This is a genomic window from Nonomuraea sp. NPDC049784, from assembly GCF_040659615.1.
GTDB lineage: Bacteria > Actinomycetota > Actinomycetes > Streptosporangiales > Streptosporangiaceae > Nonomuraea.
The window spans coordinates 1-13,340 of sequence record NZ_JBFAMX010000272.1; the positions used below are offsets into that span (position 1 = coordinate 1).

The window sequence follows — 13,340 nt, forward strand, 5'->3', positions numbered from 1 at the left end:
GCGGTCATCGGTGCCGCGGCCCGGCACCTGCGACTGCCCCCGGCGCTGTGGTGGCCTGAGGACATCGACCCGCGCTCGCACGCGCTGGACGCGGCGAGGCTGCGCACGACCCCGGAGGCGGCCAAGCAGTTCAGGTTGACCCAGGCTCTGCGCACGCGGACCCTGCCCGCGCTGGCCCTGATCCTGATATGCGCGGGCGCGGTGTCGGTCTTCGACGTGATCGTCGTCGCGGGCACGGGCTCCTGGGGCGCGCTCGCCGTCCTGGTGGCCCTCAACGGGGCCAGCCGGTCGGTGGCCATGCGCTGCTCGGAGCTGTTCGGGCGCCGGCGCGTGCTGGCCGCCGTGCTGACGGCACTCGCCGTCGGCCAGCTCCTCCTCGCCGCCGCCCAGCACCCCACACCGGCGACCGGCCCGAGTGGGCCGTTGTTGTGGTCGGGGGTCGTGGCCGCCGGGCTCGGGGGTGGGGCGTTCTATCCGCTGCTGGCCAGCCTGGTGCGGGAGTTCTTCGGCGTGGAGCGGGCGGGCGAGATCCACGCCGTCATCTACAGCGCCAAGGCCCTGGCCGGAGTCGCGGCCGTCGCGCTGGCCCTGCTCGCCCTGAGCAGCCCCGTGACGGCGCTGGGCGTGGCCACCGCGCTCGCCGCGCTGCCTGCCCTGGCCACACCCCGTCTTCGCATCCCCGGCCTTCCCGTCACCATCCCCTTGTGACGAGGTTCACCAGCCGCGTTCACTACGCGAACGGTATGCTGTAGGCAGTCGACGAAAAACCTTAAATGCAGCCCCTGGAGTCGTGACCATGTTGCTGTCGGATCAGGCCGGTCAGGCGGCGGCCGCCAAGATTCCCCGCCCTGCGACGCTCAGAGAGAGCGTTATCGAGGCTATCCAAGAGCTCATCGTCTCCGGGCAGCTCAAACCGGGACAGCACCTGGTCGAGAGCGAGCTGGCCGAGCTGCTGGGAGTCTCCAGGCAGCCGGTACGCGAGGCGTTGCAGCAGCTCAGCGGCGAGGGCTGGGTGGACCTGTTCCCCGGGCAGGGCGCGTTCGTGCACGTCCCGACGCTGGAGGAGGCCGACCAGCTGCTGGCCGTCCGCACGCTGCTGGAGACCGAGTCCGCCAGGCTCGCCGCCGAGCACGCGGGCGAGGACGGCGTGAAGCGGCTGCGCGCCCTGTGCGCGCGGGGCATCGCTGCGGTGGAGTCCGACGACGTCGAGGCGGCCGTGGCGACCAACTCCGAGCTGCACGCCCTGGTGACCGCCCTGTCGGGCAACAAGGTCCTCTCGGAGCTGGCCAGCCAGGTGGCCAGGCGGGTGCGGTGGTATCACACGCCGGTGGCCCGCCAGCGCGGCATGGCCTCGTGGGAGGAGCACACCTCGCTGATCGACGCCATCGAGGCGGGTGACGAGCGCCGCGCGGCGAAGATCATGCGCGAGCACACCGAGCACACCCGCGCTTCCTACCTGGCGCAGCGCGAGAAGGAGCCGGTCGAGCCCGCGCCCAAGCCGGTACGCAGGCGCCGCCCGCGGCAGCTCGGTTGACCTGACGTTCACAGAAGGCCACATGCTCCGAAACACCTCGGGTAGAGGATGGAGCCAGACAGATAGGAGGTGCATGACCATGAAGGCGTTCATCCGCTTTCTCCTGGGTGATCCCCCTGGTCAGGCAGCGGACGGCCGAGCGATCGGCCTGGGCCTGAGCACGGCGCTCAGGAAGTACAACTCCGCCGACGACGCCGACCGCTACCTGCGTGAGTGGGCCGCCGCGGAGCACGACGTACACAATTGCCCACGGCACTGAGCCGCGGCAGGGGCGGCAGGCCCCGACCGCGGCGTGATCAGCGCTCGGCAGGCTCGGGCTCCACCTCCTCCGACTGAGATGCCCTGGCGTCGCGAGCCGACTTGATCAGGCTCAGCACCGTGGTGACGGCGAGGGTGCCGACGATGACACCGAGAGACACCAGGATCGGGATCTTCGGTGCCCACGACACGCCGTCGTGGTGCAGGGCCTCGAGGATCAGCTTCACGCCGATGAAGGCCAGCACCACCGACAGCCCCTTGCTCAGGTAGACGAGCCGGTCGAGCAGCCCGCCGATGAGGAAGAACAGCTGCCGCAGGCCCATCAGGGCGAAGGCGTTGGCGGTGAAGACCAGGTAGGGCTCCTTGGTGAGGCCGAAGATGGCCGGGATGGAGTCGAGCGCGAAGAGCAGGTCGGTGGTCCCGATGGCGACCATGACGATCAGCATCGGGGTGACCATCCTGCGCCCGAGGTGCACGGTGAGGCGGGCGCCGTGGTAGGTGTCCGTCGTCGGGAGCACCCGGCGCACCGCGCGCAGGGCGATGTTCTCGGAGAACTCGGCCTCCTCGTCCTCGTGCCCGACCAGCTTCCACGCGGTGTAGACGAGGAAGGCGCCGAACACGTAGAAGAGCCAGTCGAACCTGGCCACCGCCTCCGCGCCGGCCGCGATGAACGCGCCGCGCATCCCCAGCGCCAGGATGATGCCGATGAGCAGCACCTTCTGCCGGTACTGCCGTGGCACCTGGAAGCGGCTCATGATCAGCAGGAAGACGAAGAGGTTGTCCACGCTGAGCGAGTACTCGGTGATCCACCCGGCGAAGAACTCGCCGCCGTGCGCGGGGCCCGACAGCAGCAGCAGGCCGGCGCCGAATGCCGCGGCCAGGCCGACGTAGAACGAGACCCAGGCCACGCACTCCTTGAGTGAGGGCTCGTGCGGCTTCCTGGCGACGATCCAGAAGTCCAACGCGACCACGAGCGCGAAGCCGCCGATCGTGGCCAGCCAGATCCAGACGGGCAGGTTCACCGCCGCCGCCCCCTTCGTGCGCGCAGCATCCCGGCGTGCCGGACGTAGACGCCGAGCAACTCCTTGGCCAGCGGATTGGCGCCGGCGCAACGCATCAGCCAGTGCGGCATGAGCCGCTCGTGCAGCCAGACGAAGCCGATCGCGAAGCCGAGGCTCACCATCGCCTGGTACGCCAGGAACGGCAGCACGCCGTCGGCCAGGCCGACCCCGATCAGGCTCTCCTGAGCCAGCCGGGACACGGGGAAGGCCGCCACCCAGTACAGGCCGATAGGCGCGAAGGTCCCCGGACGGAACACGCCGTGGCCGAGCAGCACGCCGTACAGGCCGCCGAAAAGGGCGAGCGGTAAGGCGAGCGACAGTGCCGACATCGCGGCCATCCCGATGGGCTGCCCCGCGAACAGGGTCAGCCCACCGGCCATGGCTCCGGCGACGGCTCCGATCGACGCCCCTGGCAGGGCGAGTTCGAGGCTGTGCCGTCCGCCCATCAGCCCACGACCACGCCGAAGGCGAACAGGCTGTAGAACAGCATCCCTAAATAGAACACCGCCCCGCACCCGATGATCACGTTCGTCCACCACCTGGGCCTGATCGGCTTGGGCAGCATGCGGTTGTTGACCAGGAGCAGCGTCACGCAGTATGCCCCCATCGCGAACGTCGACAGGAACGCCAGCGTGTCCAGGATCCCGCTCGGCCCGTCGGCCGGCCCGAACAGCAGGATCAGGATGCCGAAGATGATCACGCCCCAGAGGAAGATCCCGTACAGGCGCGACATGCCCAGCTTCTTCGCTCCGGGGATGAAGTTGTACGTCATGTCTGCCTGACCCCGGGAGAAGGAGTCGAACAGCCCCAGAGTCGCGTTCAGCCCGATCAGCGCGATGAACCCGAGGAACACTCCCCCGAGCGCCGAGCTGCCCGCATGTGAGACGGCGTTGGCCATCGCGGTGAGCGCCACCTCGCGGTCGTCGCCCTGGATGACCGCGCGCACGCCCGGGTTCAGCCGCACGGCCGACTGCGCGATCACCGTGAACGAGATCGTCACCAGCATGGTGATGCCCCAGAACAGCAGCAGCGCGTCGAACGTGACCCAGCGCCGCCAGCCCTTCCATTTGGCCATCTCGGCCGGGTCCTCGGTGTCGAACATGAACCCGCGCGAGGGCCTATCCTCTTCCTCAGCCGCGTGGCGCAGCCCGCGGACCTGCGGGATGTGCGCGCCCATGCCGGCCCCGGAGTCACGCAGGTGCAGCGTGTACCACATCTGCTGCATGCCGGAGGGTCCGGCGAAGGCGCACGCGCCCACGATGACCGGGAACCAGGCCGCCGACATGGCCTCCGACGGGAAGTAGCCGAAGGAGAACATGCCGCTGATCGTGGAGACCACGTCGCCCCAGGACCCGACCATGGCCGCGACCACCGCCGTGCCGATCACGAGCGCGCCGATGAGCAGCGACAACACGTTCTCCAGCACGTTGTAGATCACCTTGGCCAGGCTGAACACCACCCCGACCAGGATGAGCCCGACGATGGCGGTCACCATCCACGGGATTCCGGTGATCTCCTCGAACGCCGCCGCTCCCGCTGACAGGTGTCCCGGCCAGATGTAGACGGCGATGGCCACGATGAAGAAGAACCACATGATCGGCTTGAACACCCTGGCCGCGCCGGAGAAGATGCTCTCCCCCGTGGCCATGGCGTACCGCGCCATCTCCAGCATCACCACGGCCTGCAGCGTGACGCCGATCAGGAACAGCCATCTGATCTCGGGCCCGAACAGCAGCACCAGTCTGGGCCACATGTACGACTCGCCCATGCCCACGCCCAGCGCGACGAGGAAGACCGTCGGCCCGAGAATGTGCACCGACGGAGGCGCGTCGGGCAGCTTCCTGATGGGCATCGGCTCAAGCCGGCCCGCTTTCCATACTCGTTCGTCCTCGACCGGCGGCGTGGCCGTCGCCGGTGGTGTTTTCGATGTGTCCACCTACGGACCTCCTGGGGGGTTGTTGCTTCCTCGTGCGCCCCGATTAGCCCCCTCGCCCGCCGCTGCTGCACTCGGCTCTTAGCGCAGCAGTCCGGCAGCCCTGGCCCAGCGGTACTTCGCACCGAGGACCGCCACGGGCTTCTCCGTCGTGTACGGGTACGCGACCACGCCGTGCTCAAACAGGAACTCGCTGGCCTCCTCTACTTCGGTGTCGCCGGCGAGCGACGCCACGACCGGCTTCACGTTGCCCTTCGCCCGCTCCTCCGCCACCACGCGGGCGATGAGTTCGGCGAAGACCATCGGCGGCGTCACGATCGTGTGCCAGTAGCCCAGGACGAGCGCGTGGATGCGCTCGTCGGCCAGGCCGAGGCGGACCGTGTTCTCGTACGTGGAGGGTGGTTCGCCGCCGGTGATGTCGATGGGGTTGCCCGCCGCGCCGAACGGCGGGATGTAGGCGCGGAACGCCGTGTCCAGGTCGGGCGGGATGTCCATGAGCGTCAGCCCGGCGTCCACGATGGCGTCCGACAGCAGCACGCCGGAGCCGCCCGCCCCGGTGATGATGACGACGTTCTCGCCCTTGGGGGCGGGCAGGATCGGCAGCGCGCGGGCGTACTCGAGCATGTCGTTCAGCCCGGGAGCGCGCACCACCCCGGCCTGCCGCAGGATGTCGTCGTACACCTTGTCGTCGCCCGCCAGCGCGCCCGTGTGCGATCCCGCCGCCCGCGCGCCCATCGCGGTGCGGCCGGCCTTGAGCACGATGACCGGCTTCTGCTTGACGACCCTGCGTGCGGCCTCGACGAAGCCACGGCCGTCCTTGAGGTCCTCCAGGTGCATGGCCACGGCCTTGGTGTTGTCGTCCTGCTCGAAGAAGGTCAGCAGGTCGTCCTCGTCCACGTCGGCCTTGTTGCCGACGCCGACGATGGCCGAGACGCCCATCTTGGTGGTCCGGCTGAAGCCCAGGATGGCCATGCCGATGCCGCCGCTCTGCGAGGTCAGCGCCACGCTGCCCTTGACGTCGTACGGGGTGCAGAACGTCGCGCAGAGGTTCTCCGGCGTGTAGTAGTAGCCGTAGATGTTCGGCCCGAGCATGCGCACGCCGTGCCTGCGCGCGATCTCGACGATCTCCTTCTGGCCCTCGACGTTCCCCGTCTCGGCGAACCCCGACGGGATCATGACGGCGCCCGCCACGCCCTTCTTCCCCACCTCCTCCAGCGCGGGTGCCACGAACTTGGCGGGGATCGCGAACACGGCCACGTCCACGTCGCCGGGGACGTCCGAGATGCTCTTGTACGCGGTCAGCCCCATGATCTCGTCGGCCTTGGGGTTGATCGGGAAGATCTGACCCTGGTAGCCGCCGTTGATGAGGTTGCGCATGACCGAGTTGCCGATCTTGCCGGTCTCGGCGGAGGCGCCGATCACGGCGACCGAGCGCGGCTTGAAGATCCGCGTCATCTGCCGGAGGATCTCCTCGCGCGGCAGCCGGGCGACCTCGGCGGGCTTGTCGCCGATGAGGATGCGCACGTCGGCGGCGACAGCGCCGTTCGCGTCGGCGAAGACGGGGTTGAGGTCCACCTCGACGATCTCGGGGAAGTCGGAGACCAGCCTGCCGACACGCTCGATCAGCTCCGCGAGTGCCTCCCGGTCGGCGGGCTCCGCGCCACGGGCACCACGGAGCACTTCCGCCGCCCTGATGTCGTCCAGCATCCCAAGGGCATCTTCGCCCGAAACCGGGGCAAGCCGGAAGGTCACGTCCTTGAGCACCTCGACCAGGACGCCGCCCAGCCCGAAGGCGATCACCTTGCCGAAGGTGGGGTCGGTGACGGCGCCGATGATGACCTCGTGGCCGCCGGCGACGAGCTGCTGCACCTGGATGCCGTCGATCTTGGCGTCGGGGTTGTAGGCGCGGGCGTTGGCCAAGATCGTGTCATACCCCGCCCGAACCTCCTCCACGGTCTTGAGTCCGACCAGGACGCCGCCGGCGTCGGTCTTGTGCAGGATGTCCGGTGAGACGATCTTCAAGACGACCGGAAGGCCGATCTTCTCCGCGATCTCCGCGGCCTGGTCGGCCGAGGTGGCCAGCCCTTCGCCCGGAGTGGCGATGCCGTACTCCTCGCACAGCTTGCGCCCTTCGGGAGCCGTCAGGGCCGTGCGGCCCTCGGCGAGCGCCTTCTCTATGACTTCGCGGACCACTTAAACGACTCCGTTCGTCTTGAGTTCAGCCAGCTCGTCCGCGCTCACGCCGAGCTCGCCGTAGATCTCCCGGTTGTGCTCGCCGAGCAGGGGCGGGGTGACGACGTCCACCGGCGAGTCCGACAACTGCAACGGGCTGCCGACGGTCACGAACTCGCCGCGTTCCGGGTGGTCGACCGTGACGACGATGCCCTCATTACGCAGGCTCTCGTCCTCGACCAGCTCTTTGGTGGACAGGATCGGCCCGCACGGGATGTTCTCGGCGTTGAGCCGGTCGAGGACCGTCCACTTGTCGTGGCGGAGCGTCCACTCCTCGATGAGCTGGAACATCTTGTCCAGCTTCGACAGCCGCGCCTCCGGTGTCGCCCATTCGGGGTCGTCGGCCAGTTCGGGGCGGCCGATGATGTTCGAGATCGGCTTCCAGCCGACCGGCTGCACGATGACGTAGATGTAGTCGTTCGGGCCGCCGGGCGCGCAGCGCACCGCCCAGCCGGGCTGGCCGCCGCCGCTGGCGTTGCCCGAGCGGGGCACCTCGTCGCCGAACGTCTTGTTCGGGTACTCGCGCAGCGGGCCGTGCGCCAGGCGCTGCTGGTCGCGGAGCTTGACGCGGCACAGGTTCAGCACGGCGTGCTGCATGGCCACCTGTACGCGCTGCCCGCGACCGGTCTGCTGGCGCTGGTAGAGGGCGGCCAGGATGCCGGCCACCGTGTGGATGCCGGTGCCCGAGTCGCCGATCTGGGCCCCGGTGGCCAGCGGCGGGCCCTCCTCGAAGCCGGTGGTGCTCATCGACCCGCCCATGGCCTGGGCGATCACCTCGTACGCCTTGAACTTGGCGTACCTGCCGGTGCCGAAGCCCTTGATCGAGGCGTAGATCAGGCGCGGGTTGAGCTCCTGGAGTCGCTCCCAGGTGAAGCCCATGCGGTCGACCGCGCCCGGGCCGAAGTTCTCCACCAGGATGTCGGCGCTCTTCACCAGCTCGGTGAAGATCTCCTTGCCACGCTCGCTCTTCATGTTGAGGGTGATGCTGCGCTTGTTGCAGTTGAGCATCGTGAAGTAGAGGCTGTCGACGCCCGGCAGGTCGCGGAGCTGCTGCCGGGTGATGTCGCCGGTCGGGGCCTCCAGCTTGACCACGTCCGCGCCCAGCCAGGCGAGCAGCTGGGTGCAGGACGGGCCCGACTGGACGTGGGTCATGTCGAGGACGCGGACACCTTCCAATGCCTTGGCCATCTTCAGTCTCCCTGGCGGAACGTGACTTGTCGCATACGGCTTGTGAGCTTCTTCTCGACTGGATACGGGTGTCGCTGGTCGAGCGGGCAGCGCATAACCAAGGCTGTCGGCGAGATCGTGTCCGTGTTGTTGGTACAGCTAGGCCGCTGGATCGGCGGTGGCAGCGCGTGGAGACCTGGCCGGTGGGCAGTCTGTGAAGCGCGAACCCCCGGATACTGGTCACTCGGTATGACGGGAAGCATCTTCTGCATTCGTGTGGAGGAGGAGATCATTTGTACATCGTCTGGTTCATGGTTCCGGGGGCGTAGACCTCCGGATCCACCCACACGTTGATCAGCGAGGGCTTGCCCGACTCCCGGGCCCGCTCGAGCGCGGGGCGGATCTCGGCCGGGTCGCGCACCTCCTCGCCGTGGCCGCCGAGGAGCTTGGCGAAGTCGCCGTAGCGGATGTCGCCGAGGGTGTTGCCGACGCGGGCGCGGTCCTCGCCGTACTTGGCGGCCTGGCCGTACCTGATCTGGTTCATGGACGAGTTGTTGCCGATGACCCCGATGAACGGCAGGTCGAAGCGGACCATGGTCTCGAAGTCCCACCCGGTCAGGCTGAAGGCGCCGTCACCGAACAGGCAGAGCACCTCCTTGTCGCGCCGCGCCTGCTTGGCGGCCATAGCGAAGGCCATGCCGACGCCGAGCGTGCCGAGCGGTCCCGGGTCCATCCAGTGGCCGGGCGACTTGGGCTGCACGACCTGGCCCGAGAAGGTGACGATGTCACCGCCGTCGCCGATGTAGATGGTGTCCTCGGTGAGGAACTCGTTGATCTCGTGGACCAGCCGGTAGGGGTCGATGGGCTGGGCGTCGGAGAGCTGGCGGGGCAGGCGCTTCTCGTACGCCTGGGTCTCGACCGCGCGCAGCTCGTCCATCCACTCCTTGCGCTTGGCGCCCGCGTTCTCGATGCGGCCGCTGGCGGCCTGGGCCGCCGCCGCGAGGATGAGGCCCGCGTCGCCCACGATCCCCAGGTCAATGTCCCGATTTTTCCCGACAGTGCGGTAGTCGAGGTCGATCTGGACCACGGTGGCGGTCGGCGAGAGGCGCTTGCCGTAGCCCATCCTGAAGTCGAACGGGGTGCCGACGATGATGATCAGGTCGGCGTTGGTGAAGGCGTACCTGCGGCTGAGCTGGAAGTGGTGCGGGTCACCCGGCGGGAGTGTGCCGCGGCCCGAGCCGTTCATGTACGCGGGCACGTTCAGGGCCCGTACGAAGTCGATCGCGGCGTCGGTCGCCCGGCACGTCCACACCTGGCTCCCGAGCAGGATGCACGGCTTCTCCGCGTGCGCCAGCAGGTCCGCCAGCCGCTCGATCGCCTCGGGGTCGCCCTGCTGGCGCGTGGAGGCCCGGTAGTGCCCCGGCTTGGGGATGCGGGCCTTCTCCAGCGGGACCTTCGCGTCCAGCACGTCGCGCGGGATCTCCAGGAAGGACGGGCCTGGCGCGCCGTGGTAGCACTCCCTGAAGGCCATCGACACGATGTCGGCCACCCGCTCCGTGCTGGGCACCGTGGCGGCGAACTTGGTGATCGGGGTCATCATGTCCACGTGCGGCAGGTCCTGTAGCGAGCCCATCTTGTGCTGGCTCAGCGCTCCCTGGCCGCCGATGAGCAACATGGGGCTCTCCGCGCGGAAGGCGTTGGCCACGCCGGTCACCGCGTCGGTCGTGCCCGGTCCCGCGGTGACCACCGCGCAACCGGGCTTGCCGGTGATGCGCGCATAGCCGTCCGCCGCGTGCGCCGCCACCTGCTCGTGGCGTACGTCGATGACCTCGATGCCCTCATCGACGCAGCCGTCGTAGATATCGATGATGTGGCCGCCGCAGAGCGTGTAGATCACTTCCACGCCCTCGGCTTTGAGTGCCTTGGCTACGAGATGACCGCCAGAGATCGTTTCCGACATCATGCCACCTTTCCCGGCGCTGTCTTCCGCATACTGCATACCGTATGAACGCAATGGTTACTCCCTCCCGATCGGCCTGTCTAGCCCCCAGGGGGCAACTCGATCAGCTCGACCTGCTCACCGGACCACCCCGGCGGGACGACGGCCAGCGCGTCGGCCAGCGCCGCTCCCCACAACGAGCCCGGCCGATCATGCCCCACCGGCACCGCGCCCCGGCTCGATCTCCGCACCGGCACGAGCCGCGTGTCGTGTGGATGCGCCCGCACCGGCCCGGCCAGCGCGAACCTCTCCTTGCGCGCGGTCGTCCCGGCCAGCTCGCGCAGGATGGGGGCGAGCAGCGTGAGCGCCGCGCCGAGTGCCGCGAACGGGTTCCCCGGCAGCCCCACCACCAGCGGCCCACCCGGCAGCCTTGCCATGAGCTGCGGGTGCCCAGGGCGCACGGCGACGCCGTCGACGAGGATTTCCGCGCCCAGGTCGTCGAGCACGGCCCTGAGGTGGTCGGCGGGTCCTTTTGACGATGCACCGCAAACGACCACGACGTCAACGGCCGCCGCCGCTCCGGTCCCGCCGATGCCATCCGATGGCACAGCACTCACCGCGCCACGCGATGTGGGTGCGGGGGGCGGCGCGTTCACCGGCGCGGCGAGGGCGGTGCGCAGCGGCTCCCGGCCGTCGGGGAGCCGGGACGTGCCCGTGACGCGGCCTCCCGCCCACTCCACCAGGCCCGGCAGGAACGGGCCGATGGCGTCGCGTACCCGGCCCGGCGCGGGGAGCCCTTCGTGCACCACCTCGTCGCCCGTCACCAGCACCGCCACGCGCGGCTTCGGGCGTACCAGCAGCTCGTCGTGGCCGAGTGCGGCGGCCAGCCCGAGGGTCACCGGGGTCACCACCGCGCCCGCGCCGAGCACCACCACGCCCTCGGCGATGTCCTCGCCGCGCCGCCGGATGTGCCGGCCCGCCTCCACGGCGCCGTCCACCCACACCGGTGCCGCCTCCACCCGCGCCCGCGGCACCGCCACCGGCCCGGGAGACGGCACCACGGCCGCGTGCTCGTAGGGCAGCACCGCCGACGCGCCCGCGGGCGTCGGAGCGCCGGTGGCGATCTCCACCGCCTCCCCCGCGCCCAGCTCATCCTCGTAGCACGCGCCACCGGCCAGGACACGGCCCACTACCCGCCAGGGCCCGGCACCGGACACCGCGTAGCCGTCCATCGCCGCGACGTCCACCCCGGGCACCGCCACCAGCGCCGTCAGCGGCGCGGCGAGGCGGCAGCCGAGTGCGTCGGCCAACGGCACCGAGGCGGGCTCGGGCGGGACCGCGGAGGCCGCCGCGAGGGCCCGCGCCGAGGCCCATGACATCGCTTTCACCACTGGATCATCGCGCAAAACGGTCATAGGCACGCTCCTTGACCCGCTTTTTTCCATACTGTATACCGAATGCAAGGTGGGCCGCGTCCAGCGGCCCACCTCATGTAACGGGGTTCCGTACATACGATCCGACGCGAGAACGGAGCGCAGCATGAAGGTCGCTGTTCTTGGCGCCGGCGCCATCGGCGCATACGTGGGGGCCGCCCTCCACCGGGCGGGAGTCGAGGTGCACCTCATCGCGAGAGGCGAGCACCTGCAGGCGATACGCCGCGCCGGTGTGCGGGTGCTCACCCCCAGGGGCGACTTCACCGCCCACCCCCATGCCACCGACGACCCTGCCGAGGTCGGTCCGGTGGACCACGTCTTCCTGGGCCTCAAGGCGAACAGCTACGCCTCCGCGGGCCCCATGATCAAGCCACTCCTCCACGAGACCACGAGCGTCATCGCCGCGCAGAACGGCATCCCGTGGTGGTACTTCCACGGGCTCAAGGGCCCCCACGAGGGCTACCGCATCGAGAGCGTCGACCCGGGCGGCGCGGTCACGACCGCGCTGCCCCTGAACCGTGCCATCGGCTGCGTCGTGTACGCGGCCACCGAGATCGAGCAGCCAGGCGTGATCCGCCACCTCGAAGGCACCCGCTTCTCCATCGGCGAGCCGGACGGCCGGCTGACCGAGCGGTGCGCGGCCTTCAGCGAGGCCGCGATCGCCGGCGGGCTGAAGTGCCCGGTGGAGCGCGACCTGAGGCGCGACGTCTGGATCAAACTCATGGGAAACATCGCCTTCAACCCGATCAGCGCGCTGGCCAGGGCGACGATGGCCGGGATCTGCCGCCACGACGGCGCCAGGGAGCTGGTCGTGGCCATGATGCGGGAGACCGTCGAGGTGGCCAGGCGAGTCGGCTGCGATCCGGGGATCTCGATCGAGCGCCGCATCCGGGGCGCGGAGAAGGCGGGCGAGCACAAGACCTCCACGCTCCAGGACCTGGAGAAAGGCAAGCCGCTGGAGCTCGACGTGCTGCTGGCGGCCGTGGTCGAGCTGGCCGACCTCACCGGCGCCGAGGTGCCGACGCTGCGCGCCATCCACGCGGTGAGCGACCTGCTCAACGCGAACCTTGTCCGCGCGGTGTAGCGGGGAATACCGTAGCCTGTATACAGAATGGAGGGATCATGAGCTATGACCGCCTGACCCATCCACTGGTGCGCGAGGACGGCGTGCTTCGCAGAGCGACCTGGGAAGAGGCGCTCGAGCGGGCGGCGGAGGGATTCCGCCGCAATATCGCGAGGCACGGCCCCGACAGCTTCGCCATGCTGTCGTGCGCCCGCTCCACCAATGAGATGAACTACGTCGGGCAGAAGTTCACCCGTGTGGTGATCGGCACCAACAACGTGGACTCCTGCAACCGCACCTGCCACGCGCCGAGCGTGGCGGGGCTGTCGGCGGTGTTCGGCAGCGGTGGCGGCACCTCCTCCTATCAGGAGGTGGAGGACACCGATGTGATCGTGATGTGGGGCTCGGCGGCGCGCAACGCCCATCCCATCTTCTTCCACCACGTGTTGAAGGGCATTCGCAACGGCGCACGGATGTTCGCGGTGGACCCGCGCCGCACCGGCACCGCCCAGTGGGCCGACCTGTGGCTGGGGCTCAACGTGGGCACCGACATCCCCCTCGCCCACGCCGTCGCCAGGGAGATCATCCACGCCGGGCTGCACAACGAGGCGTTCATCGAGCGGGCCACGGCCGGGTTCGAGGAGTTCAAGGAGTCCGTCGAGCCGTGGACGCTGACCGCCGCCGAGCAGGTGACCGGCGTGCCGGCGGACGCCATCCGCG

11 protein-coding genes and 1 pseudogene are annotated in these 13,340 nt (G+C 69.4%); 5 read left to right on the forward strand and 7 right to left on the reverse strand.

Translation table 11 applies throughout. The features are described 5' to 3' along the window. The 3 genes and pseudogenes from AB0J09_RS37710 to AB0J09_RS37720 form a co-directional block, all read left to right on the forward strand. Window positions 1-708: pseudogene (locus AB0J09_RS37710) on the forward strand (MFS transporter); the annotation flags it as partial. 88 nt (window positions 709-796) lie between these two features. Next, the gene (locus AB0J09_RS37715) at window positions 797-1,534 is read left to right on the forward strand and encodes a GntR family transcriptional regulator (protein WP_360701774.1); all 738 of its coding nucleotides are present in this window, start codon (window positions 797-799) and stop codon (window positions 1,532-1,534) included. A gap of 79 nt (window positions 1,535-1,613) precedes the next feature. Next, the gene (locus AB0J09_RS37720; RefSeq protein WP_360701777.1) at window positions 1,614-1,793 is read left to right on the forward strand and encodes a hypothetical protein; all 180 of its coding nucleotides are present in this window, start codon (window positions 1,614-1,616) and stop codon (window positions 1,791-1,793) included. 37 nt (window positions 1,794-1,830) lie between these two features. Here AB0J09_RS37720 and AB0J09_RS37725 read toward each other — a convergent pair whose 3' ends face one another. The 7 genes from AB0J09_RS37725 to AB0J09_RS37755 all read right to left on the reverse strand — a co-directional run bounded on the left by AB0J09_RS37725 (window position 1,831) and on the right by AB0J09_RS37755 (window position 11,539). Beyond that, on the reverse strand, window positions 1,831-2,814 hold the full coding sequence (locus AB0J09_RS37725) for a TerC family protein (protein ID WP_360701779.1): 984 nt from the start codon (window positions 2,812-2,814) through the stop codon (window positions 1,831-1,833). Continuing rightward, window positions 2,811-3,299, reverse strand: a complete 489-nt coding sequence (locus tag AB0J09_RS37730) for a hypothetical protein (protein WP_360701782.1) — start codon at window positions 3,297-3,299, stop codon at window positions 2,811-2,813. The genes AB0J09_RS37725 and AB0J09_RS37730 overlap by 4 nt, the downstream gene beginning before the upstream one ends. Then, window positions 3,299-4,789 carry an Nramp family divalent metal transporter gene (locus AB0J09_RS37735; protein ID WP_360701784.1) on the reverse strand — a complete coding sequence of 497 codons (1,491 nt, stop codon included), beginning with the start codon at window positions 4,787-4,789 and terminating at the stop codon, window positions 3,299-3,301. Before AB0J09_RS37735 ends, AB0J09_RS37730 begins: the two co-directional genes overlap by 1 nt. A 78-nt stretch (window positions 4,790-4,867) precedes the next feature. Then, window positions 4,868-6,979, reverse strand: a complete 2,112-nt coding sequence (locus tag AB0J09_RS37740; protein ID WP_360701786.1) for an acetate--CoA ligase family protein — start codon at window positions 6,977-6,979, stop codon at window positions 4,868-4,870. Next, window positions 6,980-8,206 carry a formyl-CoA transferase gene (frc, locus tag AB0J09_RS37745; protein WP_360701788.1) on the reverse strand — a complete coding sequence of 409 codons (1,227 nt, stop codon included), beginning with the start codon at window positions 8,204-8,206 and terminating at the stop codon, window positions 6,980-6,982. A 268-nt stretch (window positions 8,207-8,474) separates the two neighbouring features. Further along, the gene (locus AB0J09_RS37750; RefSeq protein ID WP_360701791.1) at window positions 8,475-10,145 is read right to left on the reverse strand and encodes a thiamine pyrophosphate-binding protein; all 1,671 of its coding nucleotides are present in this window, start codon (window positions 10,143-10,145) and stop codon (window positions 8,475-8,477) included. Window positions 10,146-10,225: 80 nt separating this feature from the next. Further along, window positions 10,226-11,539, reverse strand: a complete 1,314-nt coding sequence (locus tag AB0J09_RS37755; RefSeq protein WP_360701794.1) for a molybdopterin-binding protein — start codon at window positions 11,537-11,539, stop codon at window positions 10,226-10,228. A 124-nt stretch (window positions 11,540-11,663) separates the two neighbouring features. On the opposite strand from AB0J09_RS37755, the gene AB0J09_RS37760 reads away from it, so the two are divergent. Then, on the forward strand, window positions 11,664-12,641 hold the full coding sequence (locus AB0J09_RS37760; protein WP_360701796.1) for a 2-dehydropantoate 2-reductase: 978 nt from the start codon (window positions 11,664-11,666) through the stop codon (window positions 12,639-12,641). Window positions 12,642-12,679: 38 nt separating this feature from the next. After that, window positions 12,680-13,340, forward strand: a 661-nt coding sequence (locus AB0J09_RS37765; RefSeq protein WP_360701799.1) for a molybdopterin-dependent oxidoreductase, incomplete at its 3' end; no start/stop codon positions are given.